Annotated in this window: 23 protein-coding genes; 7 read left to right on the top strand and 16 right to left on the bottom strand. The window is 72.1% G+C overall.

What is annotated here, in order from left to right; translation table 11 throughout:
* Positions 1-107: 107 nt before the first annotated feature.
* The 5 genes from OO63_RS01290 to OO63_RS01270 all read right to left on the bottom strand — a co-directional run bounded on the left by OO63_RS01290 (position 108) and on the right by OO63_RS01270 (position 6,369).
* Positions 108-1,406 (bottom strand): HAD family hydrolase, encoded by a 1,299-nt coding sequence (locus tag OO63_RS01290; protein ID WP_030356280.1) that lies wholly within the window; start codon positions 1,404-1,406, stop codon positions 108-110.
* Between the two features lie 22 nt (positions 1,407-1,428).
* A complete protein-coding gene (locus OO63_RS01285) occupies positions 1,429-2,730 on the bottom strand; it encodes an HAD family hydrolase (protein WP_030356279.1) in 1,302 nt (433 codons plus the stop codon).
* 109 nt (positions 2,731-2,839) lie between these two features.
* Positions 2,840-3,628: a 3-oxoacyl-ACP reductase gene (locus OO63_RS01280; protein ID WP_030356278.1), complete on the bottom strand. Its 789-nt coding sequence runs from the start codon at positions 3,626-3,628 to the stop codon at positions 2,840-2,842.
* The gene (locus OO63_RS01275) at positions 3,625-4,995 is read right to left on the bottom strand and encodes an aldehyde dehydrogenase family protein (protein ID WP_030356277.1); all 1,371 of its coding nucleotides are present in this window, start codon (positions 4,993-4,995) and stop codon (positions 3,625-3,627) included. The genes OO63_RS01280 and OO63_RS01275 overlap by 4 nt, the downstream gene beginning before the upstream one ends.
* A 9-nt stretch (positions 4,996-5,004) precedes the next feature.
* Positions 5,005-6,369: a glutamine synthetase family protein gene (locus OO63_RS01270; protein ID WP_030356276.1), complete on the bottom strand. Its 1,365-nt coding sequence runs from the start codon at positions 6,367-6,369 to the stop codon at positions 5,005-5,007.
* Positions 6,370-6,447: 78 nt separating this feature from the next.
* Here OO63_RS01270 and OO63_RS01265 point away from each other — a divergent pair, with 78 nt between their 5' ends.
* The 3 genes from OO63_RS01265 (at position 6,448) to OO63_RS01255 (ending at position 9,690) form a co-directional block, all read left to right on the top strand.
* Positions 6,448-7,194, top strand: a complete 747-nt coding sequence (locus OO63_RS01265; RefSeq protein ID WP_051810402.1) for a FadR/GntR family transcriptional regulator — start codon at positions 6,448-6,450, stop codon at positions 7,192-7,194.
* A gap of 203 nt (positions 7,195-7,397) precedes the next feature.
* A complete protein-coding gene (gene eat, locus OO63_RS01260; protein WP_030356274.1) occupies positions 7,398-8,852 on the top strand; it encodes an ethanolamine permease in 1,455 nt (484 codons plus the stop codon).
* Between the two features lie 118 nt (positions 8,853-8,970).
* Entirely contained in the window at positions 8,971-9,690 is a 720-nt protein-coding gene (locus OO63_RS01255; RefSeq protein WP_234310968.1) for a gamma-glutamyl-gamma-aminobutyrate hydrolase family protein, read from the top strand.
* Positions 9,691-10,042: 352 nt separating this feature from the next.
* Here the strand turns inward: OO63_RS01255 and OO63_RS01250 are convergent, their stop codons facing one another.
* Positions 10,043-11,062, bottom strand: coding sequence for a LysR family transcriptional regulator (locus OO63_RS01250; RefSeq protein ID WP_030356272.1), 1,020 nt, complete (start codon positions 11,060-11,062; stop codon positions 10,043-10,045).
* A gap of 70 nt (positions 11,063-11,132) precedes the next feature.
* On the opposite strand from OO63_RS01250, the gene OO63_RS01245 reads away from it, so the two are divergent.
* On the top strand, positions 11,133-12,266 hold the full coding sequence (locus OO63_RS01245; RefSeq protein ID WP_030356271.1) for a TDT family transporter: 1,134 nt from the start codon (positions 11,133-11,135) through the stop codon (positions 12,264-12,266).
* A gap of 48 nt (positions 12,267-12,314) precedes the next feature.
* On the opposite strand, the gene OO63_RS01240 is transcribed toward OO63_RS01245, so the two are convergent.
* The 4 genes from OO63_RS01240 to OO63_RS01225 all read right to left on the bottom strand — a co-directional run bounded on the left by OO63_RS01240 (position 12,315) and on the right by OO63_RS01225 (position 17,769).
* Complete coding sequence (locus OO63_RS01240; protein ID WP_030356270.1) at positions 12,315-13,112, bottom strand: helical backbone metal receptor; 798 nt, start codon at positions 13,110-13,112, stop codon at positions 12,315-12,317.
* Positions 13,113-13,115: 3 nt separating this feature from the next.
* Complete coding sequence (locus tag OO63_RS01235) at positions 13,116-13,691, bottom strand: helix-turn-helix domain-containing protein (protein ID WP_030356269.1); 576 nt, start codon at positions 13,689-13,691, stop codon at positions 13,116-13,118.
* A 366-nt stretch (positions 13,692-14,057) separates the two neighbouring features.
* Entirely contained in the window at positions 14,058-16,667 is a 2,610-nt protein-coding gene (locus tag OO63_RS01230) for an ABC transporter permease/substrate binding protein (RefSeq protein WP_030356268.1), read from the bottom strand.
* Positions 16,660-17,769: a quaternary amine ABC transporter ATP-binding protein gene (locus tag OO63_RS01225; protein WP_033263691.1), complete on the bottom strand. Its 1,110-nt coding sequence runs from the start codon at positions 17,767-17,769 to the stop codon at positions 16,660-16,662. Before OO63_RS01225 ends, OO63_RS01230 begins: the two co-directional genes overlap by 8 nt.
* A gap of 248 nt (positions 17,770-18,017) precedes the next feature.
* Between OO63_RS01225 and OO63_RS01220 the strand changes: the two genes are divergently transcribed.
* Both OO63_RS01220 and OO63_RS01215 read left to right on the top strand, forming a co-directional pair.
* On the top strand, positions 18,018-18,932 hold the full coding sequence (locus OO63_RS01220; protein WP_030356266.1) for a 5'-3' exonuclease: 915 nt from the start codon (positions 18,018-18,020) through the stop codon (positions 18,930-18,932).
* Between the two features lie 118 nt (positions 18,933-19,050).
* Positions 19,051-19,890, top strand: coding sequence for a siderophore-interacting protein (locus tag OO63_RS01215; protein WP_030356265.1), 840 nt, complete (start codon positions 19,051-19,053; stop codon positions 19,888-19,890).
* Positions 19,891-20,047: 157 nt separating this feature from the next.
* Here the strand turns inward: OO63_RS01215 and OO63_RS01210 are convergent, their stop codons facing one another.
* Complete coding sequence (locus tag OO63_RS01210; protein ID WP_030356264.1) at positions 20,048-20,647, bottom strand: GNAT family N-acetyltransferase; 600 nt, start codon at positions 20,645-20,647, stop codon at positions 20,048-20,050.
* 98 nt (positions 20,648-20,745) lie between these two features.
* Between OO63_RS01210 and OO63_RS01205 the strand changes: the two genes are divergently transcribed.
* Entirely contained in the window at positions 20,746-21,705 is a 960-nt protein-coding gene (locus OO63_RS01205) for an RluA family pseudouridine synthase (protein WP_030356263.1), read from the top strand.
* A gap of 18 nt (positions 21,706-21,723) precedes the next feature.
* Here the strand turns inward: OO63_RS01205 and OO63_RS01200 are convergent, their stop codons facing one another.
* The 5 genes from OO63_RS01200 to OO63_RS01180 all read right to left on the bottom strand — a co-directional run bounded on the left by OO63_RS01200 (position 21,724) and on the right by OO63_RS01180 (position 26,411).
* Positions 21,724-23,232 carry a cytochrome P450 gene (locus tag OO63_RS01200; protein WP_033263665.1) on the bottom strand — a complete coding sequence of 503 codons (1,509 nt, stop codon included), beginning with the start codon at positions 23,230-23,232 and terminating at the stop codon, positions 21,724-21,726.
* A 126-nt stretch (positions 23,233-23,358) separates the two neighbouring features.
* Positions 23,359-23,988 carry a GTP-binding protein gene (locus tag OO63_RS01195; protein WP_030356261.1) on the bottom strand — a complete coding sequence of 210 codons (630 nt, stop codon included), beginning with the start codon at positions 23,986-23,988 and terminating at the stop codon, positions 23,359-23,361.
* Positions 23,969-24,379, bottom strand: coding sequence for a DUF742 domain-containing protein (locus tag OO63_RS01190; RefSeq protein ID WP_078618736.1), 411 nt, complete (start codon positions 24,377-24,379; stop codon positions 23,969-23,971). Before OO63_RS01190 ends, OO63_RS01195 begins: the two co-directional genes overlap by 20 nt.
* Positions 24,376-24,783 carry a roadblock/LC7 domain-containing protein gene (locus tag OO63_RS01185; RefSeq protein ID WP_030356259.1) on the bottom strand — a complete coding sequence of 136 codons (408 nt, stop codon included), beginning with the start codon at positions 24,781-24,783 and terminating at the stop codon, positions 24,376-24,378. The genes OO63_RS01190 and OO63_RS01185 overlap by 4 nt, the downstream gene beginning before the upstream one ends.
* Positions 24,780-26,411 (bottom strand): ATP-binding protein, encoded by a 1,632-nt coding sequence (locus OO63_RS01180; protein WP_030356258.1) that lies wholly within the window; start codon positions 26,409-26,411, stop codon positions 24,780-24,782. The genes OO63_RS01185 and OO63_RS01180 overlap by 4 nt, the downstream gene beginning before the upstream one ends.
* Between the last annotated feature and the right edge of the window lie 33 nt (positions 26,412-26,444).

The following is a 26,444-nucleotide window of genomic DNA, read 5'->3' as shown; positions in this document are numbered from 1 at the left end:
CCCGAGCCACCACCAACCAGAGCGGGCCGGGTTCCGCGCGGAACCCGGCCCGTCACCCGCAGTCCGGTCTCAGTACACCTCTCGGCGCACCGAGTCAGTGCACCGAGTCAGTACACCGAGTCGACCTGGTCGGGCACCACGGAGCCGTCGCCGCGCAGCACGGGCGTCCTGCCGCCGTCCGGCGCGTTGTAGGCGGACGTGGAGCACGGGTAGGTGCCGCTCTTCTGCGGCAGCGGCTCGATGAACATGGGGTTCACGACCCAGCGCCCGTCGGCGTTGTCGTACGCCCGGCACATGAACTCGCCCTTGTTGCGGTTCAGCACGAGGTGCGCGCCGGTGGCGTCGCCGACAAACGTCACGTCGGTGTCGGCGTCGCCGCCGCCGATCGCGATGCGCTTGCTCCAGCGCTGCTTGTCCCAGGCCTTCTTGCCCTTGACCCGGTAGATCTCCTGGTTGACGAAGCAGCGCTTGCCGTCGATGTACGGGATGACGTCGCCCTTGTTGACGCCGACGCCGCCGCAGCCCTGGTTCCAGGTGGTGATGCGGCCCTTGCCGTCGAGGACGGAGCGGATGGCGACGGTGTGCGCGCGGTCGATGCCGACGCTCCGCGACCACACCTCGGCGACGGGCTCGGAGCCCGCGGAGACGATGTAGACGTCGAACCCGGCCTTCTTCAGGGTGCGGATCAGATCGCGCTGCTGGTCGTAGTAGCGCACGTACCCCGGCACGGTGTGGCTGCCGATGGTGCGGGTGGTGCCGATCGGCGCGGCGAGGGCCTCCGTGCGGGCCTTCTTCGCGTACGACTCCAGCTGCTTGACGGTGCGTCCGGCGAACAGCTGGGGCACCCAGGCGTACTGCGGAACGGTGCGACGGTGGTTCCACGTGCCCTCGAAGGCGGCGGCGCCGCTCATCGTGGTGCCGTCCTCGCGGATCTGGAGGATCTCGTCGGCGCAGGCACCGTTCGTGGAGGTGGGCAGCGGCTTGCCGACAGCAACCTTGGTGCCGCAGGCCTTGGTCAGGGCGCGGTGGCCCGCGGCCGTCATCCACTTGCTGGAGGACTTCCAGCTCTTGGGGCGCAGGATCTTGTCGTGCCGCAGCGCCCAGCTGATGGTGGCGTCGGTGACATCGTTCTTGGTGATGGTGTTGTCCCAGTCGAAGGCGGCGACCGGGCGCTTGGTGCCGTGACCGAGGTGCGGGTTGGAACAGGTGCCCCGCTCGTCGATGACCTTCTCGAGGCGGGCGCGGTTGTCGCCGTACCAGGAGAGCTTCTTCGACAGCTGGGGACAGTGGGCGCCGGGGTGCGGCGCGGGCGCGGCCGTGGCGGCGGCAGCGGGAAGCGTGACGGGCCCGGCCACCAGGGCGGCGGCCGAGGCCAGCGTCAACGCCAGAACGTTTCTGTTACGCATGTGCGTGGACGGTACAGCAGTCCTACGGGGCGGTTGAACCCCCGTACACGGTGTCCCGTTGGTCCTCTATGACCGTTCCGTCCGAACGGCGCACGGGGCCCTGAGTGCCGTCCCGCTCCGTGTAGCCGGTGGTGGCGCACGGGTAGGGCGCGGACTGCTTGCCCTTGGGCTCGATGAACATGGGGTTGATCAGCCAGCGCCGGTCGCGGTCGTCGTAGGCGCGGCACATCAGCTCGGCCTTGTTGCGGTTCAGGACGAGCCTCAGGCCGGTCGCGTCGCGCAGGAAGGACACGTCGGTGTCGGAGTCGCCCGCGGCGAACACCTGGCGCTTCGCGGCCGGTTGGACCTTCTCGGCGGCCTTGCCGCGCACGCCGAGGATCCGCTCGTTGATGGCGCAGCGCTTGCCGTCGATGTACGTGATCATCGAGTCGGCGCCGTCCTCGACGGAGCCGCAGCCCTTCAGGCGGGCGGTGAGGCGGCCGTCGCGGGTGACGTTGCGGATGCCGAGGGTGTGCCGGGCGTCGAGGCCCACGCCCTGCGCCCAGACCTCGGCGACCGGCTCGGGCGACGCGGAGACGACGTACACGTCGAACCCGGCCTTCTTCAGGGTGCGGATCAGATCGCGCTGCTGGTCGTAGTAGCGCGCCCAGCCGGTGACCTTGCCGGTGCCGACGCGCTGTTCGGCGCCGACGGGCGCGGCGAGGTTCTCGGCGCGGGCGGCGGCCGCGAAGTCCTTGACGCGGGCGGGGCTCCAGCCGCGCAGGAGCTGGGCGAGCCAGGCGTACTGCGGCTCCATGCGGCGGTGGTCGAACCCGGCGAAGGCGGCCTTGCCGGTGGTCGTGGCGCCCTCGCCGTACACGGCGGCGATCTCGTCGGCGCAGGCCGTGTTCGTGCGGGTGGGCAGGGTGCGGCCGGTGGCCGGGCAGGCCCTGGCCAGGGCCTTGGCGGCGGGCGCGGTGAGGTAGCGGCTCGTGGTGCGCCAGTCGCCGCGCTCGGGGGTGCGTATCTTGCCGTTGCGCAGCATCCAGAACATCGTGGCGTCGCCCACGTCGTTCTTGATGACCGTGTTGTCCCAGTCGAAGACGGCGAGGGGCTTGTGGCGCTCGTCGTAGCTGTCCCCGCAGCGGCCGTAGGTGTCGAGGAGGCCCTGGAGGCGGGCCTTGTTGTCGGCGTACCAGCCCTGGGAGACGGTGAGGGCGGGGCACTTCGCGGGGGTGCGGTGCGGGGGCTGCTCGGTCCCGGCGGCCTGGGCGGTGGTGGCGAGGCCGGTCCCTGCCACGGCGAGGGCGGCCGCCGCGGCGGCCAGGCGGCGCTTGATCTTCATGAACACGGTGCCTGTCTACGCAGGTCAGCCGGGCGCCTCACGACGCCCGGCTGACAGGTCGGTTGCCTCTGGGTGAACTACAGGAGAGGTGAACTACAGGCGGGGTGGACTACAGGGGCGTGACGTACGCCCCGGAGATGCCGCCGTCGACCAGGAAGTCCGTGGCGTTCACGAACGACGAGTCGTCGCTGGCGAGGAACGCGACCGCGGCGGCGAGCTCCTCGGCCTCGGCGAAACGGCCCACGGGGATGTGCACGAGGCGGCGGGCGGCGCGCTCGGGGTCCTTGGCGAACAGCTCCTGGAGCAGCGGGGTGTTCACCGGGCCGGGGCACAGCGCGTTCACGCGGATGCCCTCGCGGGCGAACTGCACGCCCAGCTCGCGGGACATGGCGAGGACGCCGCCCTTGGACGCGGTGTAGGAGATCTGCGAGGTGGCCGCGCCCATCCGGGCCACGAACGAGGCCGTGTTGATGATGGAGCCCTTGCCCTGGCGCCGCATGTAGGGGATGGCGGCCTTGCAGCACAGGTAGACGGAGGTGAGGTTGACCTCCTGGACGCGCTTCCAGGCCTCCAGGCCGGTGTCCAGGATGGAGTCGTCGTCGGGCGGCGAGATGCCCGCGTTGTTGAAGGCGACGTCAACGGAGCCATAGGTGTCGTACGCCGTCTTGAACAGCGCCTCGACCTGCTCGGCGTCGGTCACGTCGACCTTCACGAAGGTGCCGCCGACCTCCTCTGCGGCCTTCTTGCCCGCGATCTCGTCGATGTCGCCGCACACCACGTTCGCGCCCTCGGCGGCGAGACGGCGGGCGGTGGCGAGGCCGATGCCACTGCCGGCGCCGGTGATGACGGCGGTGCGGCCGACGAGGCGGCGGCAGATGTTTTCCTGAGCCTGGGTCACTGGGCGGGCCCTTCCGTGCTGATGAAGACGTTCTTGGTTTCGGTGAAGGCGGCGAGGGCGTCCGGGCCGAGCTCACGCCCGAGGCCGGACAGGCCGTAGCCGCCGAAGGGGGTCCAATAGCGCACGCTGGAGTGCGAGTTGACGGACAGGTTCCCGGCCCGCACCGCCTGCGAGACGCGCAGCGCCCGGCCCACGTCCCGCGTCCAGATCGAGCCGGAGAGGCCGTACTCGGTGGCGTTGGCGAGGCGCACCGCGTCGGCCTCGTCATCGAACGGCAGGACCACGGCGACGGGCCCGAAGACCTCCTCGACGGCCACCGCGGAGGTCGGCCCGGCGTCGGTGAGCACGGTCGGCGGGAACCAGAAGCCCGGCCCCTCGGGGGCGCTGCCGCGGATGCCGGTGCCCGCGGGCACGTAGGACCGCACCCGCTCCAGCTGGGCCCGGGAGATCAGCGGCCCCATCTGCGTCTTCTCGTCGGCCGGGTCCCCGACGACGTACGACTCGACGGCGGGCTCCAGGACCTCGACGAAGCGGTCGTACGCGGAGCGCTCGACGAGGATGCGGGTGCGGGCGCAGCAGTCCTGTCCTGAGTTGTCGAGGAAGGAGCCGGGCGCGGCGAGGGCGGCGGCCTCCACGTCGGCGTCGGCGAAGACGATGTTGGGGCTCTTGCCGCCGAGCTCCAGGGTCAGGCGCTTCACGCGGTCCGCGCACTTGGCCATGATCTGCTTGCCGACGCGGGTGGACCCTGTGAACACGATCTTGGCGACGCCCGGGTGCTCGACGAGCGCGTTCCCGGCGACGGCGCCCTCACCGGGCAGGACCTGGAACAGGCCCTCGGGAAGGCCCGCCTCCAGGGCGAGTTCGGCCAGGCGCAGGGCGGTCAGGGGCGTCGTCTCCGCGGGCTTGAGGACGACCGCGTTGCCCGCCGCGAGGGCCGGGGCGGTGCCCCAGGCGGCGATGGGCATCGGGAAGTTCCAGGGCGCGATGACGCCGATGACGCCGAGGGGTTCGAGGATCGTGACGTTCAGGCCGCCGGACACGGGGATCTGGCGCCCGTTGAGGCGCTCGGCGCCGCCGGCCGCGTAGTCGAACAGATCGCGGGCGTTGCCCGCCTCCCAGCGCGCGTTGCCGATGACGTGACCGGCCTCGCGCACCTCCAACCGCGCCAGTTCCTCGACGTGTCCGTCGATGACGGCGGCGAAGCGGCGCAGCAGCCTGGCGCGGTCGGCGGGGGCCGCGGCGGCCCATGCCACCTGCGCCGCGGCGGCGCGCGCCACGGCCGCGTCGACGTCCTCTGCGGTGGCGGCGGGGACGGTCGCGACGACGTCCTCCGTCGCCGGATTCAGTACCTGAAGGGAATCGAGCAAGGAAGTGCCTCACATGCGTTCGAAGGAGCGGCGGAGCTCCCAGTCGGTCACCGCGGCGTCGAAGGCGTCCAGCTCGACCCGCGCCATGTTGCGGTAGTGCGCGACGACCTCGTCGCCGAAGGCGGCCTTGGCGACGGGGCTGTTCTCCCACAGCTCGGCGGCCTCGCGGAGCGTCGTCGGGACGTGTTCGTAGTCGCCGGTGTAGGCGTTGCCGGTGCAGGCCTCGGGCAGTTCCAGCTTCTGCTCGATGCCGTACAGGCCCGCGGCGACCAGGCCGGCGACGGCCAGGTAGGGGTTGACGTCGCCGCCGGGCAGCCGGTTCTCGAAGCGCAGGGACCGGCCGTGGCCGACGACGCGCAGCGCGCAGGTGCGGTTGTCGTAGCCCCAGGCGGCGGCCGTCGGCGCGAAGGAGCCCGGCTGGAAGCGCTTGAAGGAGTTGATGTTGGGCGCGTACAGGAGCGAGAAGTCGCGCAGCGCCGTCAGCTGACCGGCGAGGAAGTGCCGCATCACGTCGGACATGCCCCCGGGCCCGTCCCCGGCCATGGCGTTGTTGCCGTCGGCGTCCTGGAGCGAGAGGTGGATGTGGCAGGAGTTGCCCTCGCGCTCGTTGTACTTCGCCATGAAGGTGAGCGAGACGCCCTCCTGCGAGGCGATCTCCTTGGCGCCCGTCTTGTAGATGGAGTGCTGGTCGCAGGTGACGAGGGCCTCGTCGTAGCGGAACACGATCTCGTGCTGGCCGGGGTTGCACTCGCCCTTGGCGGACTCCACGGTCAGGCCCGCGGCGGCCATGTCGTTGCGGATGCGGCGAAGGAGCGGCTCGATGCGTCCGGTGCCGAGGACGGAGTAGTCGATGTTGTACTGATTGGCGGGCGTCAGGTCCTTGTACCCCGCGTCCCAGGCCTGTTCGTAGGTGTCCTTGAAGACGATGAACTCCAGCTCCGTGCCGACGTGGGCGCTGTAGCCGAGCTCGGCGAGGCGGTCCAGCTGGCGGCGCAGTATCTGGCGCGGGGCGGCCACGACGGGCTCGCCGTCGTTCCAGGCGAGGTCGGCCATAAGCAGGGCCGTGCCCTCGTTCCAGGGGACGCGGCGCAGGGTGGAGACGTCGGCGTGCATGGCGAAGTCGCCGTAGCCGCGGTCCCAGGAGGACATCGCGTATCCGTCGACCGTGTTCATCTCCGTGTCGACGGCGAGAAGGTAGTTGCAGCCCTCCGTGCCGTGCTCGAGGACCTCGTCGAGGAAGAACCGGGCGGCGAACCGCTTGCCCTGGAGCCGCCCTTGCATATCGGGGAAGGCCAGGACGACAGTGTCGATCTCGCCGCTCGCCACGAGAGCACGCAGCTCCTCGATGCCGAGCGGGGGTGTGCGGTCTGCCACGGGAAAAGCCTCCTTGGGTCAGCCGAGTGGCCATAAGGTATTGCCGAGAACCATTGCTTGGGAAGGGGGTACGGGCAGATGTCGCACGCGGAGACGGACGACTCGCACCTGCGGGGTGACGACCGGCTGACGCAGGTCCTGCGTCCGGTCCGGGCGGGCAACGGCTTCGAGGAGGCCCTGGAGCAGATCCTCCAGGTGGTCCGCCTCGGCCTGGTGCCGGGCGGGGAGCGGCTTCCGGCCGAGCGGGAGCTCGCCGACCGGCTCGGGATCAGCCGGGTCACGCTGCGCGAGGTCCTGAAGGTGCTCCAGGACCAGGGGCTCGTGGAGTCGCGCCGGGGGCGCTACGGCGGCACGTTCGTGCGCCCGCGCCCGGAGGCGGCGGGCGAGGACGAGCTGCGCCGGCGCATCGCGGACGTGGACGTGGAGGACGCGCTGCGCTTCCGGGAGGTCCTGGAGGTGGGCGCGGCGGGCCTGTGCGCCGCGCACGGGCTCGACGAAGGACAGGCGGGGCGGCTGCGGGATGCCCTCGCCCGCACCCATGACGCGCCGCTCGCCGAATACCGCCGCCAGGACACCCTGCTGCACCTCACCCTGGCCGAGCTGTCCGGCTCCCCGTCGCTCACCGCGCAGTACGCCGCGGTCCGCGCCACGGTCAACGAGCTCCTGGACTGCATCCCCCTTTTGGTACGGAACCTGGAGCACTCCCAGCGCCAGCACACCGCGCTCGTGGAGGCGGTGCTCGACGGCGACGCGGACGGCGCGCGGGAGATGATGCGCGAGCACTGCGGGGGGACGGCGGCGCTGCTGCGGGGGTTCCTGACCTGAGGCGGAGGCGCGCGGCGGGCGGGGGCGCGGCGGCGCCCGGGAACCGGGCCGGGGAGCGCGGGCGCGCACACCCCCGCTCCCCCGCGGCTCGCTCGATTAACCACGGCGTAACGCAAGGGTCTTGCTTTCTGACCCTCACCACCGCAAAGGTATGGCTCCATTCCATTGAGTGCCGTTGAATGCCGCCGCAGGGAGCCGTGCCCATGAGCCTGGAGTCCACCGAGCCATCGAAGGTCAGCACCACCGGGGAACCCGACGACTACCTGGAACGGCGGGCCCTGCGCCGCGGCAACGCGGGCTGGGTCCTGCTCACCGGCCTCGGCGTCGCCTACGTCGTCTCCGGCGACTTCTCCGGCTGGAACTCCGGCCTCAAGGAGGGCGGCTTCGGCGGCCTCGGCATCGCCATGGCGCTCATGGGCGTCATGTACGCGTGCATGGTCTTCTCGCTCGCCGAGCTGTCGTCCGTGCTGCCCACGGCGGGCGGCGGCTACGGCTTCGCGCGCCGGGCGCTCGGCCCCTGGGGCGGCTTCCTCACCGGCACGGCGATCCTCATCGAGTACATCCTCGCGCCCGCCGCCATCGCCATCTTCATCGGCGACTACGTCGAGTCCCTGAACCTCTTCGGCCTGGAGTCCGGCTGGCCCGTCTATCTGGCCTGCTTCGTGATCTTCATCGGGATCCACCTGTGGGGCGTGGGCGAGGCGCTGCGCTTCAGCTTCGTCGTCACCGGCATCGCGGTGGCCGCGCTCCTCGTCTTCGCCGTCGGCGCGTTCATGGACTTCGACGCCTCCCACCTGAACGACATCGCCGTCGACCACGACGCGTTCGGCTCCAACTCCTGGCTGCCGCTGGGGCTCCTCGGCATCTGGGCGGCCTTCCCGTTCGGCATGTGGTTCTTCCTCGGCGTGGAGGGCGTCCCGCTGGCCGCCGAGGAGACCAAGGACCCCGCGCGCACCCTGCCGCGCGCCATCCGCTGGTCCCTGTGCATCCTGGTCGCCCTCGCCCTGCTCACCTTCTTCGCCTCCGCGGGGGCGCGCGGCTCGGCGGCGATCCAGGACACCGGCAACCCGCTCGTGGACGCGCTCCAGCCGGATGGCGAGGCGACGGCCCTCAGCCGCGTCATCAACTACGCGGGCCTCGCGGGCCTGGTCGCCTCGTTCTTCTCGCTGATCTACGCGGGCTCGCGCCAGCTCTTCGCCCTGTCCCGCGCGGGCTACCTGCCCCGCTTCCTGTCCCTGACCAGCAGCCGCAAGGCCCCCTACCTGGGCCTCATCGTGCCCGGCGCCATCGGCTTCAGCCTGGCGGCGGCCACCGGAGACGGCGCCCGCATGCTGAACGTGGCGGTGTTCGGCGCCACCATCTCGTACGCCCTGATGTCCCTCTCCCACATCGTCCTGCGCCGCCGCGAGCCGCACCTCCCCCGCCCCTACCGCACCCCCGGCGGCATCCTCACCTCCTCCGTCGCCCTCGCCCTGGCCTGCGCGGCCCTGGTCGCCACGTTCCTCGTGGACGTCACGGCGGCGTTTATCGCCCTCGGCGTGTACGTCGTGGCGATCGCCTACTTCGGCCTCTACAGCCGCAAGCATCTGGTGGCACGGGCCCCGGAGGAGGAGTTCGCGGCGCTGGCGGAGGCGGAGGCGGAGCTGGAACGGAAGTAGCGTCGACCGGCCCAGGACGACCACAGGCCCCGGAACGCCCCCGGCACAGCACGACATAACACGGCATGACACGGCATGACACGGCATGACACGGCAACACAGCAACACGGAGAGCGACTTGAGCACGTTGAACACCAAGGACGCGGCGACCAGGCCGCTGATCGGCGTCAGCACCTACCTGGAGACGAAGGCGAGTTGGGGCGTCTGGGAGCTCCCGGCCGCCCTCCTGCCGGCCGGATACCCGCGCCTGGTCCAGGCCGCGGGCGGCCTCGCGTCGATGGTGCCGCCCGACGATCCGCGGTACGCCGCCGACGTCGTCGCCCGCCTCGACGGCGTCGTCATCGCGGGCGGCCCCGACGTGGACCCGTCCCACTACGGCGCGCCGCGCGAGGACCGCACCGGGCCGCCCGCGCACGAACGGGACGCCTGGGAACTCGCCCTGATCCGGGCGGCGCTGGACTCCGGCACGCCCCTGCTCGGCATCTGCCGGGGCATGCAGCTCCTCAACGTCGCCCTCGGCGGCACCCTCGTCCAGCACCTCGACGGCCACGCGGCGGCACCCGGCGTCTTCAGCGCCCACACCGTGAAGCCCGTCCCCGGCACGCGCTACGCCGAGATCGTCCCCGACCCCGCGACCGACGTCCCCACCTACCACCACCAGGCCGTGGACCGCCTCGGCGCCGGCCTGATCCCCTCCGCCCACGCCGACGACGGCACCGTCGAGGCCATCGAACTGCCCGCTCCCGGGTGGGTCCTCGGAGTGCAGTGGCATCCGGAGGCGGGGGTGGACGTACGGGTGATGAGGAGTTTTGTGGGGGCGGCGGGTTCCGGGGCCTGAGCGCGCCCGCACAGTCGGCCGTGCTTCACCCCTCCCACCCTCCCCAGGCCGAGGGCGCGCAGATCGCAGGCCGAGGGCGCGACGCGGTCGACCGGGGACCGCGGGCGGGGCGAAGGCGGGACGCCCACCCTGCGGCCAAGGGCAAACGGGTGGGCGGGTGGGAGAAGCTGCGGGCGCAGCCGCAGGGCGCGACGCGGACGACCGGGGACCGCAGGCGGAGCGAAGGCGAGACGCCCACCCCGCGGCCAAGGGCAAACGGGCGGGCGGGTGGGAGAAACCGCGGGGGCGCAGGCCGGGCTGAGGGTGAGGGTGGCCGGGGCGCAGGCCGACGGAGGGCGCCCCACGCCAAGGGTCACCCGACCCCCCGGGTCAAGCTCAAGAGCTGCCGCACCGGCCCGGCCGGCACGTGCCCCACCGGCCACACGGCCCGAAGCTCCCGCCGCAACCGCACCCCGTCCACGGGAATCCCGACGAGCCGCCGAGCGGCAAGCTCCTCCCCCACGGCCAGCTCACTGAGCACCGCGGGCCCGGCCCCGCTGACGGCGGCGGACTTCACGGCGGTGGTCGAGGACAGTTCGAGCAGGGGCCGCGCGAGCCCCCCGAGCGCGGCGTCCAGGACGGCCCGCGTACCGGACCCCTCCTCCCGCAGGATCAACGGCGAAGCCGCCAGCTCCGCGGCCCCGATCGGCGCCCGCCGCCGCGCCCAGGCGTGCCCGGGCGCGACGACCACGACGAGCCGGTCCTGCGCGACGACGACCCCGTCGAGCCCGGCCGGCACCCCGATCCCCTCGACGAACCCGACGTCGGCCTCCCCGGCGAGCAGCCGCTCGGCCACCACCGCCGAGTTCCCGACGAGCAGCGACACCGCCGTGTCCGGCCACCGCGCGCGCAGCGCGACGAGCCAGCCGGGCAGCAGATACTCCGCGATGGTCATGCTCGCCACGACCCGAAGGCGCGAGTCCCGCCGGTCCCGCAGCGCCTGCGCCCCCGCGTCGAAGGCCTCGGCCGCCTCGACGATCCGCCGCGCCCAGTCGGTGACGAGCGCGCCCGCCCCGGTGAGCCGCGACCCGCGCGGCGAGCGGTCCACGAGGGCCACGCCGAGCAGCCGCTCCATGGACCGGATCCGCCCGCTGGCCGCGGGCTGGGTGATGCCGAGTTCCCGCGCGGCCCTGCCGAGACTGCCGAGGCGCGCCACCGCCAGGAGGAGTTCGAGGGCAGCCAGGTCGGGCACTCGGTGGGCCAAGGGCGCCCCACCCGTCGTACAAGAAGCACCGCCCGACGCGTCGGCGGCACCCGGCACACCGCCCGCACCGGCACCGGACCGCGCCGATGTCCCGCCGCCCTGGCCCTCGCCCTCGCCCGAAGCACTCATAAGCCCAGGTTATGTCCTCATAGCGAAGACATCCCTGGTGGGCCCGGCCGGACGGGCGCACCGTGGAGTCATGGTCACCGTCGCCCCCCTTCCCGCATCGGCCTCGCCCTCCCCGGCCCACCCCGCCCGAGGGCCCCGTGCGGCCGCCGTCCGCCACCTCGGACCGAACTGGTACGCCTCCGTGATGGGCACCGCCATCATCGCCAACGCCGGTGCCGCCCTGCCCGTGGACGTCCCGGGCCTGCGCTCGGCCGTGACCGCGATATGGGCCCTGTCGCTCGTGATGCTGGTGACGCTGCTCGGCGCACGCGCCGTCCACCACGTGCGCCACCGCGACCAGGCCCGCGCCCACCTCGCCGATCCGGCCATGGCCCCGTTCTACGGCTGCCTGGCCATGGCGCTGCTCGCCGTGGGCGCGGGCGCGGTGCTCGTCGGCTCCGACTGGATCGGCACCACGGCCGCGGTCGCCCTCGACACGGTCCTGTTCACCGCCGGTACGGCCATCGGCCTCGCCGCAGCCGTGACCATCCCGTACCTGATGGTGGTCCGCCACCGCGTCCAGGCCGGCAGCGCCTCGCCCGTGTGGCTGCTGCCCGTCGTCGCGCCCATGGTGTCGGCGGCCGTCGGCCCGCTGCTCGTCCCGCACCTGCCCGCGGGTCAGGCCCAGCAGACCCTGCTGTACGGCTGTTTCGCGATGTTCGGCCTGAGCCTGCTCGCCACCCTGGTGATGCTGCCCCTGATCTTCGCCCGCCTGGTGCACGACGGCCCGCTGCCCCTCGCGCTCACCCCCACCCTGTTCCTGGTCCTCGGCCCCCTCGGCCAGTCGACCACCGCCGCCAACAAGTTCGCCGACGTCGCCCCCGGCGTCCTGCCCGCCCCCTACGACCAGGGCTTCGCCGCCTTCGCCGTGCTGTTCGGGGTGCCCGTCATGGGCTTCGCGCTGCTGTGGCTCGCGCTCGCGACCGCGCTGGTGCTGCGCGCCCGGCGGCGCGGCATGGGCTTCGCGATGACCTGGTGGGCCTTCACCTTCCCCGTCGGTACGTGTGTGACGGGCGCCGAGGGCCTGGGCGGACACACCGGCCTCGCGGCGTACGACTGGCTGGCCGTGGCGCTGTTCGTGGTGCTCGTGTCGGCGTGGCTGGTGGCACTGGTGCAGACCCTGCGCGGGGTGGCCAGCGGCAAGCTGCTCGCGGCTCCGCGCTGAGCGGTCCCCGGGGCGGGGTGCGGCCGGGGCGCGGGCGGCTTTCGGGCGTCAGCCCCTCGGGCCGCGTCCGCCGTACGCGGCCCGCAGCGCCTCCCCAAGGACCCCGGGCGCCTCGGCCAACGACGGCCCGTACCACGTGAGATGGCGGCCGCTGACGAGCGCGGCGGGCAGCGCTTCCGGGAACGCCTCCGGCCCGTCGTCCCGTGTGAACCTGTACGGCTCGTCCGGCAGGACCACCAAGTCCAGCCCCGCGTCCCGCAGCTCGTCGATGGCGACCCGGGGATAGCGCTCGGCGTGCCCCGCGTACACGTTGTCGACACCGAGGCGGGCAAGCAGGTCCCCCGCGAACGTGTCCCGCCCGAGGACCATCCAGGGCCTGCGCCAGATCGGCACCGCCGCCCGCAGCCGCCGCCCGCCCGGCCGGGTTGCCTCGGCCGTAGCGGCGGCGCCCCTGAGGTCCGCGATGCCGCCGACGTCCCGCCACGCGGCCTCCGCGTCCACCAGCCACCCCGGCCGCCGCCCGGCGCCGCACGCGGCGAGCACCCGCTCCAGCTCGCGGAACGCCTGGTCGAGGCCCCGCACCTCGGTGACGAGGACCTCGACGCCCGCCGCCCGCAGCGCCGCGATGTCCGGGGCGCGGTTCTCCTCCTCGTTGGCGATCACGAGGTCGGGGGCGAGCGCCACGATCGCCGGGACGTCAGGGTTCTTGGTGCCGCCGATCCGGACGGCGTCGAGGTCCGCCGGGTGCGTGCACCAGTCGGTCGCGCCGACCAGGACGCCGGGCGCGGTCACGGCGACCGCCTCGGTCAGCGACGGCACCAGGGAGACCACCCGCACGGAGGGCATCGCTCAGCGCCGCTCGCCGTCCACGGCCTCGATGTGGTCGCCGACCGCGACGACGAGGACACGGGCGTCGGCGGCCGTGGCGCGCCAGCGGTGCCGCACCCCGCCCGTCAGATACAGGCTGTCGCCGGGCCCGAGGCGGTAGGCCCGCCCCTCGGCCTCGACCTCGACGGCGCCGCCGATGACGTACATCAGCTCGTCGTTGCGGTGCTGGAACTCGCGGCCCTCGTCGTGGTCGCCGACGTACTCGAAGGCGTGCAGCTGGTGGTGGCCGCGGACCAAGTCCCGCACATGCGTCTCGGGAGTGCCGCCCGCGAGGCTCACGTCGTCGTCGGCGCGCACCACGTCGACCGTGCAGGCCGGGTCGGCGGCGGCGAGCAGTTCCACGGCGGTCGTGCCGAGGGCGTCGGCGACCCGCTCCAGGGAGCGCATGCTGGGCCGGGCCCGCTCGTTCTCGACCTGGCTGAGGAAGGGCACCGAAAGGCCGCTGCGTCCGGCGACGACGGCGAGCGTCAGCTCGAGGCGGCGCCGACGACGCCGCACGGCCGCGCCCACCCGGAGGGTCTCCTTGTGCTCGTCCATGGCCCCGGCTCCCTTCTTCCGCTCCCGGCCCCGCTGCCGCGCGCACCGGCCGTCCTGCCCTCGTCGTCACCCCGGCGGGCCGACGCTGTCACCCTGAAGGGTTTTCTGCACCCTACGCATGTTCGCCAAACGGTTTTACCCAGTTGGGCGCTTCGGGCGCCGGTTACGGCCGCCGCGGGCCCCCGCGCGCCCCGTACGGGCCGTGCGCGGACGGTGACCGCACGCGCCAGTAGATCACCTGTCCGGATCCCCCGGGAGCGGCGCCCCCGCGCGGTGTCCGGAAGCCGCCGGGCCCCGGGAACGCCCTGAGGGGTGGGCCCCGCCGTGCGGCGGGGCCCACCCCTCGGGGACGGTGACGGCTGCGGACTACTGCACGGCCGTCATCTTCTCCTCGAAGCCCGGGTTCTTCTTCAGCCAGGCGTCGACGGCCTTGGGCTCGTTGTTCTTGCCCGCCTTGTTGATCTCGTTCTCCAGGCTCGCCAGCTGCTTCTCGCTCATCTTGAAGTTCTTGAGCCACTTCGTGAGCTGCGGGTACTGGCCGGGGAAGTCCTTGCTGGAGAGCGTGCGGATCGTGTTGCCCTTGCCGAATCCGCCCTTGGGGTCCTTCAGCTTGGTGAGGTCGTACTCGCTGTAGGCCCAGTGCGGCGACCAGAGCAGGACCGCGATCGGCTCCTTCTTGGCGTACGCGGACTTCAGCTCGGAGAGCATCGCGGGGGTCGAGCCCGCGGCGATCTCGTACTCGCCCTCCAGGCCGTACCCGGGCAGGACCTTGTCCTTGAGCGCCTGCATCACGCCGGTGCCCGGCTCAATGCCGATGATCTTGCCGTTGAACTTGTCGCCCTTGCCCTTGAGGTCCTCCAGGGACTTCACGTCCTTGACGTAGGACGGGACAGCGACCTCCAGGGACGTCGGGCTGTACCAGGAGCCGAGGTCCTTGAGGTTCGCCTTGTTCTTGTCCCAGTACTGCTTCTGGGCGGTCGGCAGCCAGGCGTCGAGGTTGAGGTCGAGGTCGCCCTGCGCGAGGCCGGTGTAGGCGGGGCCGACGTCGGCCGGGGTCAGCTCCATCTTGTAGCCGCGCTTCTCCAGGACGCGCTTCCACAGCTGGGTGACGGCGATGTTCTCGTCCCAGGCGAAGTACGCGGCCTTCAGCGGGCGCTTGTTCTCGTCGCCGCCGGAGTTCTTCGGCAGCGGCGCGATCTTGTCGAGGACGCCCGGGTTCTTCTTCAGCCAGGTGCGCACGGCCTCCTGCTGCTTGCCCTTGCCCGCCTTGTTGATCTCGGCTTCGAGGCTGGTGAGCTGCTTCTCGCTCATCTTGAAGTTCTTTAGCCACTTGCCGATCTGCGGGTTCTCCTTCGAGAAGCCCTTGCGCGCCAGCGTGTGCACGCCGTCGCCCTTGCCCCAGGCGCCCTTCGGGTCCTTGAGCTTCTTCAGCTTGAAGTCGCTGTAGGCCCAGTGCGGCGACCACAGGGTGGTGACGATCGGCTCCTTCTTGGCGTACGCCGCCTTCAGCTCGGCGAGCATCGCGGGCGTCGAGCCGTCGACGACCTTGTACTCCTTCTTGAGGCCGTACGCGTCCAGGACCTTGTCCTTGAGCAGGCCCATCATTCCGGCGCTCGTCTCGATGCCGGTGATCTTGCCGTCGAAGGTGCCGGCCTTGCCCTTGAGGTCCTCGAGGGAGTTGATGTCCTTCATGTACGCGGGGACGGTCAGCTCCAGGGACGTGGGGCCGAACCAGGAGCCCAGGTCCTCCAGGTCCTTGCCGTACTTCTTCCAGTACGAGGCGTGCGTCGTCGGCAGCCAGGAGTCGGTCTGGAAGTCGATGTCGCCCTGCGCCAGGGAGGTGTACAGCGGGCCGGCCTCGAGCTGGCTGGTGGTCACCTTGAAGCCGCGCTGCTCCAGGGCCTCCTTCCACAGGAAGGTGGAGGCGACGCCCTCGTCCCAGGGGATGTAGCCGATCTTGACTTCCTTGCCCTGGCCCACGTTCTTGGAGTCGGCCACGGCCTCGTCGTCGCTGTCGCCGAAGATGCCCATGCCGCCCGCGACGAGCGCGAGGGCGACGACACCGGCCATCGCGACGACGGGCCGGGGACGGTAGTTCCAGACGTTGAGGCCCTGCGCGGCCCGCAGCTTGGCGAGCGCGCGGCGTCCGAGCGGGGAGACCTGGCCGCCCAGGCCGCTGGTGACGCGGTCCAGGTAGATGGCGAGGATCACGATGGAGATGCCCGCCTCCGCGCCGAGGCCGACGTCGAGCTGGCCGATGGCGGCGTTGACGTCGGCGCCGAGACCCGGCGTTCCGACCATGCCGGTCAGGGCGGCCATGGAGAGGCCGAGCATGATGACCTGGTTGACACCGGCCATGATCGTCGGCAGCGCGAGCGGGAGCTGGACCCGGAAGAGGGTGTTGCGGGGCGTGGTGCCGAACGCGTCGGCGGCCTCGACCAGGTCCTTGTCGACCTGGCGGATGCCGAGCTCCGTCATGCGCACGCCCGGGGCGAGCGCGAAGACGATCGTGGCGACGATGCCCGCGGGGGCGCCCATGCGGAAGAACAGCAGCGCCGGGATGAGGTAGATCATCGCGGGCAGCGTCTGCATCAGGTCGAGGACCGGCCTGACGATGCCGCTGACCGTCTTGGAGCGGGCCGCCCAGATGCCCACGGGCACGGCTATCACCAGCGCCACGAAGGTCGAGACGAGCACCAGGGACAGCGTCATCATCGCGTTGTCCCACAACTCCAGGGACACGATGAACGCGAAGCCCGCGAAGGCGAGCACACCGCCGAGCAGACCGCGCAGCCAGAACGCGACGACGGCGAGGATGCCCGCCATCAGGAGCGGCTCGGGCCCGGAGAGGACGTCGTAGACGCCGTCCCACATGTTCTGGAAGAGGGTCTTGATGAAGTCGAACAGCCAGTCCATATGGGTTCTGGACCACTCGACCGCGTCATTGACCCAGTCGCCGAAGGGAATCCTAGGCACCGCTGCTCACCTTGCCCACGTTCTTGCCGCCGTTGTCCTTGGCCTGCTGTGCCGGAACGACCGCGTCCTGCGGCTCCGACGGGGCGGGCTCTCCGAGCACGGCAAGCAGCCGCGCCCGCGGTACGACACCGACGAGCTTGCCGTCGGCGCCGGTCACGGCGACCGCCACGCCGCTGGTGGAGCAGGGCGTGAACAGCTCGATGATCGGGGTGTCCTCGGTGACCGTCGCGGGGGCGTCGGCCATCACGAAGTCCTTGTCCGGGTCGGCCATGATGGCGCCCGCGGTCAGGACCCGGGACCGGTCGACGTCCTGCGTGAACGCGGCGACGTAGTCGTTGGCCGGGGTGACGAGGATGTCCTCGGACGTGCCGATCTGGACGATGCGGCCGTCGCGCATGACGGCGATCTGGTCGCCCAGGCGCATGGCCTCGTTCAGGTCGTGGGTGATGAAGACGATGGTCTTCTTCAGCCGCTTCTGCAGCTCCAGGAGCTGGTCCTGCATGTCGCGGCGGATCAGCGGGTCGAGCGCGCTGAACGACTCGTCCATGAGCAGCAGGTCGGCGTCCGTGGCGAGCGCGCGGGCCAGGCCCACGCGCTGCTGCATGCCGCCGGACAGCTCGTCGGGCCAGGACTTCTCCCAGCCCTTGAGCCCGGCGAGCTCAAGGGCCTCCAGGGCCCGCTTCTCGCGCTCGGCGCGCGGCAGCCCCTGCACCTCGAGGCCGTACGCGGCGTTCTCGAGGACGCTGCGGTGCGGGAACAGGGCGAAGTGCTGGAAGACCATGCTGATCTTCTTGGAGCGCACCTCGCGCAGCTCGCGCGCGCTGAGCTTGGTCAGGTCCTGCCCGTCGAAGAGCACCTGCCCGGCCGTCGGCTCCGAAAGCCCGTTGAGCATGCGCAGCAACGTGGACTTGCCGGAGCCGGAGAGACCCATGACGACGAAGATCTGGCCCGGTTCGACGGTGAAGGACGCGTCGATCACCGCGGCGGTGGTCCCCTTCGCGCGCAGCTCTTCACGGTCGGTTCCGTGGCGGAGTTTCTCCACCGCGTCATCGGGTCGTCTGCCGAACACCTTGTACAGGTGCTCGGCTTGCAGCCTGGACACATACACCTCTCGGGTTGAACCAAGACGGCCCGCCTCCCCCGCCGGCGGGCCGTGGAGCGACGCGGGTCTGCCCGCTTGCCCGTCAAGAAGTTGAAAACTCGACCGGGTTCGCTCCGCGTGCGCGCCTTCCCACGCTTACAGGACCCAAACTCAAGAGTGGCCCAGGTCACATTCACCACTGTTCTTCGACTGTTCCTGTCAGTGCCGTGCGGCATGATGCGCACGTGACTCAAGCAACGCGGCGGCTGATGCTGCTCGACACGGCGTCCTTGTACTTCCGGGCCTACTTCGGGGTCCCCGAGTCGGTGCGGGCCCCGGACGGCACCCCGGTGAACGCGGTGCGCGGCCTGCTCGAATTCATCACCCGCCTCGTCCAGGACCACGACCCCGACGACCTGGTCGCCTGCATGGACGCGGACTGGCGCCCGCACTGGCGCGTGGAGCTCATCCCCTCGTACAAGGCGCACCGCGTCGCCGAGGAGGCCCCCGCGGGCACCCCGGACCCGGACGCCGAGGAGATCCCCGACACCCTCTCCCCCCAGGTCCCCGTCATCGAGGACGTCCTGGACGCCCTCGGCATCGCCCGCGTGGGCGTGGCGGCGTACGAGGCCGACGACGTGATCGGGACGTACGCGGCGCGGGCCACGGGCTCGGTCGACATCATCACGGGCGACCGCGACCTGTACCAGCTCGTGGACGACGCCCGCGGCATCCGCGTCCTCTACCCCTTGAAGGGAGTGGGCACCCTTCAGGTGACCGACGAGGCGTGGCTGCGCGGGAAGTACGGCGTGGACGGCCCCGGCTATGTGGACCTCGCCCTGTTGCGCGGCGACCCGAGCGACGGCCTCCCCGGGGTGCCGGGCATCGGCGAGAAGACCGCGGCCAAGCTGCTCGACGCGTACGGCGACCTGGCCGGGATCATGGCGGCGGTCGACGACCCCCGGTCCAAGCTCACGCCGTCGCAGCGCAAGCGCCTGGACGAGTCCCGCGCCTATGTGGCCGTGGCCCCGAAGGTGGTCCGGGTCGCGAGCGACGTGCCGCTGCCGGACGTGGACGTCGCGGTGCCGCGCGAGCCGCGCGATCCGGCCGCACTGGAGGATCTCGCGACCCGGTGGGGGCTCGGCGGGGCCGTGCACCGGCTCCTGTCGGTCCTGGCCCGGTGAGCTCGTCGCCCTGCCCGCGCGCTCTCCGCACTGCCCCAATGGCCTATCCGCGCCGCCACGACGAGCTGCTAGGTTAGGCTTACCTAACCAATTTGTGTTTCAGGGGAAGGCCGACGCCATGGCAGAGCGACCCGCACGCAGGACTCCCAAGCCCCACATCGCGCAGGTCGTGCGCACCGAGCAGCTGACACCACACATGCGGCGCGTGGTCGTCGGCGGCGAGGGCCTGGCGGAATTCACGGCCGGGGACTGCACGGACCACTACGTGAAGCTGCTCTTCGCGCCCGCCGGGGTGACGTATCCGGAACCCTTCGACATCCAGCGGATCCGCGAGGAACTGCCGCGCGAGCAGTGGCCCGTGACGCGCACGTACACCGTGCGCTGGTGGGACCCCAAGGCCCGCGAGCTCGCCCTCGACTTCGTCATCCACGGCGACGAGGGCCTCGCCGGGCCCTGGGCGCGCAGCGTCCGCCCCGGCGAGACGGTCCGCATGCTCGGCCCCGGCGGCGCGTACGCCCCCGACCCCACCGCCGACTGGCACCTGATCGCCGGTGACGAGAGCGCGCTGCCCGCCATCGCCGCCGCCCTGGAGTCCCTGCCCGAGGGCGCCGACGTGCGCGCCTTCGTGGAGGTCGAGGGCCCCGACGAGGAGCAGCAGATCGACACGCACGCGGAGGTCGTCTGGCTGCACCGGGGCGAGCGTCCCGTCGGCCAGGCCCTGGTCGAGGCGGTCCGCGCGCTCGACTTCCCCGCCGGTGACGTGCAGGCCTTCGTGCACGGCGAGGCGGGCTTCGTGAAGGAGTTGCGTCGCGTCCTGCGCGTCGAGCACCAGGTCCCGCGCGAACGCCTCTCCGTCTCCGGCTACTGGCGCCTCGGCCACAACGAGGACGGCTGGCAGGCCTCGAAGCCGGAGTGGAACGCGCAGGTGGAGGCGGAGCAGGAGCAGAAAGCGGCGTAGGGGCCGCGTCGGCACCAGGTGCGCCTTCGCGCGTTGTCGGCGCGGTCGGCGTTGTCGGCGTCGTCGGTACGCGGTGCCGGTGCGTCACGCCGCCTGAGGGCGGCCGCCCCGGTCGGGGGTGGCCGCCCTCAGGCGCGCGGGCCACGCACGCGCTGCCTCAACGCGCCGCGCCCGCCCCGTCCCCCTTGATCCGCGCGTGCAGATGCATGTCGTGCCAGCCGTCCTCGTGCAGCACCGCGCTCCGCTTCGTGCCCTCCGGGGCGAAGCCGGTCTTCAGGGCCACCCGGCACGACGCCTCGTTGGCGGTGGCGTGGTAGAGCTCCAGGCGGTGCAGGCCGACCACGTCCAGCGCCCAGTGGGCGAGGGCGGTCACCGCGCGGGGCGCGACACCGCGACCCTGGGCGCGGGGCAGCGTCCAGTAGGCCATCTCCGCCTGGCCGTCGGAGAAGACGATCTCGCGCAGGGCGACCCGGCCCGCCACCTCGTCGGTGGCCGCGTCCACCACCGCCCAGGTCGCGGTCCGCTCCTCGGTCCAGTCCGCGCGCCAGCCCTCGATCCACTCGCGGGCCTCGTCCTCGGAGTCGGCCACGCGCGCGTGCCACCGCTGCAGCACCGGGTCCTGGAACGCCTCGTACACGGCGGGCGCGTCCTTGGGCGCCCAGGGGCGCAGCAGCAGTCCGCCGACGGCGGGAAGGGTCGGTTGCGCCCGGCCCGCGAAGGTACCGGACTCCACCACGTTCGGGATCTTGTAAGGCATGCCGTCATCGTGCAGCGCGGCCGCCGCACAGGACAGCGAGTTTCCGGGCCGGGCACGCGGCCGCCCCGCCGCCACCGCGCCCCGTACGCTTGCCCGGTGTGACCCGCAGACGCCGCACTCCGCCCGCTCCCCTGCCGCAGCGCGACGGCGTCGACCCCGTGCGGGTCCGGCTGCCGGACGACGTGGCGTGGACGACCGTACGGGACCATCTCGTCGACCGGCTCTCGGCGCCGCCCGGCGTGGTCGACGCGATGCTGAGCGAGGGCCGGGTCGTCGGCGCCGACGGCGGGCCCGTGGCACCGGACGCGCCGTACGTCCCGGGCGCCTACCTGTGGTTCCACCGGGACCTGCCGGAGGAGCCCCGGGTGCCGGACAGCATCGACGTCGTGTACCGCGACGAGCACATCGTCGTCGCCGACAAGCCGCACTTCCTCGCCACGATGCCGCGCGGCAGCCACATCGCCGAGACCGCCCTCGCCCGGCTGCGCGACCGGCTCGGCATCCCCGCGCTCGGCGCCGCCCACCGCCTGGACCGACTCACCGCCGGACTCCTCCTGTTCACGGTGCGCCCCGGGGAACGCGGCGCCTACCAGACCCTGTTCAGCGACCGCAGGGTGCACAAGGAGTACGAGGCCGTGGCCGCGTACGACCCCGCGGTGGACCTGCCCCGCACCGTGCGCAGCCACATCGTCAAGGAGCGGGGCGTCCTCGCGGCCTACGAGGTCCCCGGCGCCGAGCCGAACAGCGAGAGCCGCGTCGAACTCGTCGAGCACGACGGCCGTCTGGCGCGCTACCGGCTGCTCCCGCACACCGGCCGCACCCACCAGCTCCGCGTCCACATGAACGCCATCGGCCTGCCCATCCTGGGCGATCCGCTCTACCCCGAGGTGCGCCCGCAGGGGGCGCCGGACGACTTCCGGCGCCCCCTGCAACTCCTCGCCCGGGTCCTGGAGTTCACCGACCCCGTGACGGGCGCCGCGCGCCGCTTCGAGAGCGGGCGCTCGCTGGCAGCCTGGTCCGCGTACGACACGTGGGCCGGGTCGGCGCGCGACGAGTGAGCCGGTGAGCGCACGGGCTCAGTAGCCCCGCCACCACTCCAGGAAGCGCCGCCAGGCGCCCTTGCGCCGGACCGGCGCGGCCGCCGGTTCCGCGGCCGGGGCGGCGGCGGCGACCGGCTGCGGCGCCTCGGCCGGCACCTCGGGCCGCGGCGCCGGGGACGTCACCTCCCAGTGCTTGCGCGGCGTCGGCACGTGCGACATCGGCCGGGCCGTGACGTCCTGCGGCGGCCGCTTGCCGAACTGCACCGGCAGCGCCACCAGATGCCGCGACAGGATCGACGAGCGCCAGCTCAGCTCCCGCTCGTCCACGCGGAGTTCGACGTCGGGCAGCCGCATGAGCAGCGCGTCCACGCCGGTGTCGGCGATGGCGCGCCCGATGTCCTGGCCGGGGCACTCGTGCGGCCCGCCGCTGAACGCGAGGTGGGAGCGGTTGCCCTGCATGTTGGCGGACAGGTCGGGGCGCACGACGGGGTCGACGTTGCCCGGCTGGATGCCGAGCAGCAGTCCGTCGCCCGCCTTGATCTGCTGGCCGCCGAGCTGGGTGTCCTGCTTGGCGAAGTAGCCGACCATGGCGCTGAACGGCGGCTCGTCCCAGAGCGACTGCTCGACCGCCTCGGGCACGGTCATCTGGCCGCCGCTGAGCTGGGCACGGAAGCGCGGGTCGGTGAGGACCATCCGCAGCACGTTCGCGATGAGGTTCGCCGTGGCCTCGTAGGCGGCGATGAGCACCAGGCGCAGATGGGCGGCGACCTCGTCGTCGGTGAGCTGCGCGGGCTGGGCGATGAGGGCGCTGGTGAAGTCCTCCTCGGGCTGGGCGCGGCGGCGCACGACGTGCCGGGTGAGAGCCTCCATCACGTACGCGTTGCTGGCGATGGCCGTCTCGGTGCCCTTGATCATGTCGCGGGCCGCCTGCACCATGCGCTCGCTGTAGTCCTCGGGCATGCCGAGGACGTGCAGCATCACCATCATCGGCAGATGCTCGGCGAACTGGCTGACCAGGTCGGCCTCGCCGGTCTCGCAGATGTCGTTGAGGAGTTTGTTGCTGTAGCGGTTGATGTGGCGGCGGATGCCGCGGTGGTCGAGGCCCGCCATGGCGCCGGTGACCGCGCCGCGCAGCCGCTGGTGTTCGGCGCCCTCGACGAAGGAGGCCATCGGCTGCCAGCTGAACACGGGTGCGAGCGGGTGGTCGGGGCCCGCTGTGCCGTCCCGGACCGCGCTCCACACACGGGAGTCGCGGGTGTACTGGGACGGCGTGCGGACCATGTGCAGGTTCTCGCTGTGGCCGAGCACCGCCCAGACGCGGACGTCGTTGTGGAGCAGCGCCGGGGCCACCGGGCCGTGTTCGGCGCGCAGCTTCTCGTAGACGCCCGCGAGGTCCTGGTCCGCCTCGGGGCCGTACAGGCGGCGCATTCCGTCGCGGCCGAAGCCGGAGGACTGGTGGGCGGGGCAGCCGGGGGGCGGGGCGGCGGCGGGGTCGGTGCCGGGGCTCGATGCGGAGTAGGGGGAGTGCCGGGAGGGAGTCGTCACGGTGGTGGCTCCGGGGTCGTGAAGGTTCCGGGGTGGTGAGAGGTCCGGGTGGTGAGAGGTCCGGGTGGTGAGGTTCCGGGGGTGCGGATGGCGGGGGGGGTGGGCGTGCGGATGGCGGGGGCGGGCTCAGGCCTTGGCCACGGCGAGGGAGTGCAGATAGCGCATGAGCGTCATCAGGGTGTCCCTGCTGGAGGCCCGGTGCCGGGCGTCGCAGTGCACGATCGGCACGCCCTGCTCCAGGTCGAGCGCCCTGCGCAGGGCGTCCATCGGGTGCCGCGGCGCGTCGGGGAAGTCGTTGACGGCGATGATGAACGGCACGCCCTTCTCCTCCAGGCGTCCGATCACGTCGAAGCTGACCTGCAGGCGGCGGGTGTCGATCAGGACGACGGCGCCGAGCGCTCCCTCGAAGAGGCCGTTCCACAGGAACCAGAACCGCTCCTGGCCCGGGGTGCCGAACAGATAGAGCACCAGCTCGTCGGAGATGCTGATCCGGCCGAAGTCCATCGCGACGGTCGTGGCGGTCTTGGTCTCGGAGCCGTAGTTGTCGTCGACGCCGATGCCGGCCTGCGTCATGGTCTCCTCGGTGGTCAGCGGACGGATCTCGCTGACCGAGCCCACCATCGTCGTCTTGCCGACTCCGAACCCGCCCACGATGACGACCTTCACGGCGGCCGTGGCCGTGGCGGGCAGGACGTCCTGCGCGCGGGGGCCTGTGATCGCGCCGGAGGTGAGCGTGTCAGAGCTTTTGAAGTCCATGCATCACCGCTTCGAGAAGGGAACGGTCGGGGAGCGCGGAGCGCACGATGGGGGCGCGCGCCAGCACTAAGTCCGCCGCGAGCATGTCCGTCAGGACCACGGTCACCACGCTGAACGGCAGGGCCATGTAGGCCGACAGCTCCGCGACGGACAGCGGCGTCCGGCACAGCCGCACCACGGCGGACTGTTCGGGCTGTGCCGTCGGGGAGGGATCGCCTTTGGCGACGATCAGCGTGACCAGGTCGAGGGGTGCCCGTTCGGAGTCCTCGCCGGTGAGGATGTACAGCCGCTCGGGGTTCTCGGGGCTGCGGCGTTCACGTCGGACCGGCACGTCCGCCTGGAAGCGGGCATCGGGTTCATCGCCTTGCGGGGGGTGTAGCGGATGAGTCATACGGCCTGCCCGTCTCGCCGCGGCGGGCTCGTGAGGTGCGCGCCGATCCGGACGACCAGGTCCCGCATGCGGTTGCCGATGAGTCCCGCGTCGACGGTCTCCTCGGCGAGCACGGCGAGATAGGCCCCGGCGCCCGCGGCCATCATGTAGAAGTAGCCGCAGTCGACCTCGATGATCACCATCCGCATGGTGCCGTCGCTCTCCGGGATCTCGGTGGCCACGGCGGCGGCGAGGCTCTGCAGCCCCGCGCAGGCCGCCGCGAGCCGGTCGGCGGCGTCCGGGTCGCCGCCGTGGCGCGCGATGCGCAGCCCGTCGGCGGAGAGCACCACGATCTGCCGGGTGCCGTGCACGCCGTCGGCGAGCTCCTTGAGCATCCAGTCGAAGTTGGCCCGCTGCTGGATCACTTCCAGCCCCCCTCATCGGCGTTGTCGGTGCTGCCGTGGTCGTTCTGATTGCGGACCTGTCGCTGGGCCGCAGGGTCGCCGGGGCGGTCGCCCGCGGTCGGGTCCTCGCCGTTGACGCCCTTCATGAAGGCCTCGATCCACAGACCGGGTTCCTTCTCCTCCTTCGGGGCGGGCGGCGGCGGTGGCGGCGGGGCGGCGGCCATGGCCGCCTCGGCGCGGCGCTGGGCCTCGGCCTCCTGCGCGTAGCGCTCGCTGAGCGACATCTTGACGCGACTCCTGCGCTGCGGAAGGCCGTTGGCCGTCCACTCGGTGACTTCGGGGATCTCGTCCTCCATGGACACCGAGAGCGGCATGGAGGGGCGGGGCACCGTGGTGACCTTGCGCGGCTTCTTGCGGCGGATGTCACGGGCCTCTTCGATGATCGTGCCGTCGGCGTTCACGCGCGGCACGGCGGAGGCGCCGATGCCGTGCGCGAGGCCCGGCGCGGCCTCGGTGGTGAGCATGTCGCGCGGCACGATGAGGACGGCGCGCACGCCGCCGTACGCGGACTGCCTGAGCGACACCTGGAGGTTGTACATCTGCGAGAGGCGCCCGACGACGGCCATGCCGAGGCGTGGCGTCTCGCCCAGGTCGTTCAGGTCCATGCCCTGCTGGGCCTTCTCCAGCATCCGCTCGGCCCGGGCGCGGGCCTCCTCGCTGAGGCTGACGCCGCCGTCCTCGATCTCCACGGCGATGCCCGTCTGCACCTCGACCGCGGTGACGTGCACCCGGGTCTGCGGCGGCGAGTAGCGCGTGGCGTTGTCGAGCAGTTCGGCGCAGGCGTGGATCAGGGGCTCCACCTTGGTGCCGTGGATATTGACCTTGGCGATGGAGTGCAGGTCGACGCGCTGGTACTCCAGGATCCTGGACATGGCGCCGCGCAACACGCTGAACAGCGGTACCGGCCTCGGCCACTGACGTCCCGGGCGGGCGCCGCCGAGCACGGTGATGGAGTCGGCGAGGCGGCCGATGAGGGCCGTGCCGTGGTCGATGCGCAGCAGGTCGTCGAAGACCTCGGGGTTGCGCCCGTGGAACTCCTCCATGTCACGCAGTTCCGCGGCCTGCTGGTGGACGATGGACTGCACGCGGCGCGCGATGTTGACGAAGGCGCGCTGCGAGTTCTCCCGCATGGCCTCCTCGCGGTCGAGGACGTCCAGGATGGAGCGGAGCAGGATGCGCTGGGCCTGTGGCAGTCGGCAGTTGGTCGCGTCGCCGTCGATGACGTGCCGGATGACCTCCGAGGGCGCCTCGCCCTGCCGGACCCGGTAGAGGGTCTCCGGCAGCAGGTCGCGGCCGAGCCGGACGGTGTCCTCGTCGTGGGTCTCGATGCGGCGCTGGAGGTGGGCGGTCTGCTTCGCGTGGCTCCGGTGCAGGTCCCGGATGACGCGGCCGCGGCGCGCGGCCTCGGCGCCGACGGCGACGACCACGAGCGTGGCGATGGCACCGCACCAGCCGACCGCGATCCGGGCCGGTTCGGTCACCGCGGCGACGGCGGCTCCCGTCGCCGCTGCCATGACCATGGCGGGCAGCAACAGCACGCGTGCGTAAGGGACTTCTCGGCCACCGGGAGGCGATTGAACACTCACCATGTATGCCCTCTGAACACTCGTCTTGGGGGAGGA

This window comes from Streptomyces alboflavus, assembly GCF_000716675.1.
GTDB classification, from domain to species: Bacteria; Actinomycetota; Actinomycetes; order Streptomycetales; family Streptomycetaceae; genus Streptomyces; species Streptomyces alboflavus.
The sequence above is the reverse complement of the archived record's forward strand: the minus strand, read 5'-3'. Positions and strand labels throughout refer to the sequence as shown.

Coding starts and splice junctions, on each gene's coding strand:
- OO63_RS01210 (WP_030356264.1), bottom strand. CDS start 20,647: ATGCCTTACAAGATCCCGAACGTGGTGGAGTCCGGTACCTTCGCGGGC.
- OO63_RS01195 (WP_030356261.1), bottom strand. CDS start 23,988: ATGGACTTCAAAAGCTCTGACACGCTCACCTCCGGCGCGATCACAGGC.
- OO63_RS01190 (WP_078618736.1), bottom strand. CDS start 24,379: ATGACTCATCCGCTACACCCCCCGCAAGGCGATGAACCCGATGCCCGC.
- OO63_RS01240 (WP_030356270.1), bottom strand. CDS start 13,112: ATGCCCTCCGTGCGGGTGGTCTCCCTGGTGCCGTCGCTGACCGAGGCG.
- OO63_RS01235 (WP_030356269.1), bottom strand. CDS start 13,691: ATGGACGAGCACAAGGAGACCCTCCGGGTGGGCGCGGCCGTGCGGCGT.
- OO63_RS01285 (WP_030356279.1), bottom strand. CDS start 2,730: ATGAAGATCAAGCGCCGCCTGGCCGCCGCGGCGGCCGCCCTCGCCGTG.
- OO63_RS01250 (WP_030356272.1), bottom strand. CDS start 11,062: ATGAGTGCTTCGGGCGAGGGCGAGGGCCAGGGCGGCGGGACATCGGCG.
- OO63_RS01290 (WP_030356280.1), bottom strand. CDS start 1,406: ATGCGTAACAGAAACGTTCTGGCGTTGACGCTGGCCTCGGCCGCCGCC.
- OO63_RS01265 (WP_051810402.1), top strand. CDS start 6,448: ATGTCGCACGCGGAGACGGACGACTCGCACCTGCGGGGTGACGACCGG.
- OO63_RS01245 (WP_030356271.1), top strand. CDS start 11,133: ATGGTCACCGTCGCCCCCCTTCCCGCATCGGCCTCGCCCTCCCCGGCC.
- OO63_RS01220 (WP_030356266.1), top strand. CDS start 18,018: ATGCTGCTCGACACGGCGTCCTTGTACTTCCGGGCCTACTTCGGGGTC.
- eat (WP_030356274.1), top strand. CDS start 7,398: ATGAGCCTGGAGTCCACCGAGCCATCGAAGGTCAGCACCACCGGGGAA.
- OO63_RS01180 (WP_030356258.1), bottom strand. CDS start 26,411: ATGGTGAGTGTTCAATCGCCTCCCGGTGGCCGAGAAGTCCCTTACGCA.
- OO63_RS01215 (WP_030356265.1), top strand. CDS start 19,051: ATGGCAGAGCGACCCGCACGCAGGACTCCCAAGCCCCACATCGCGCAG.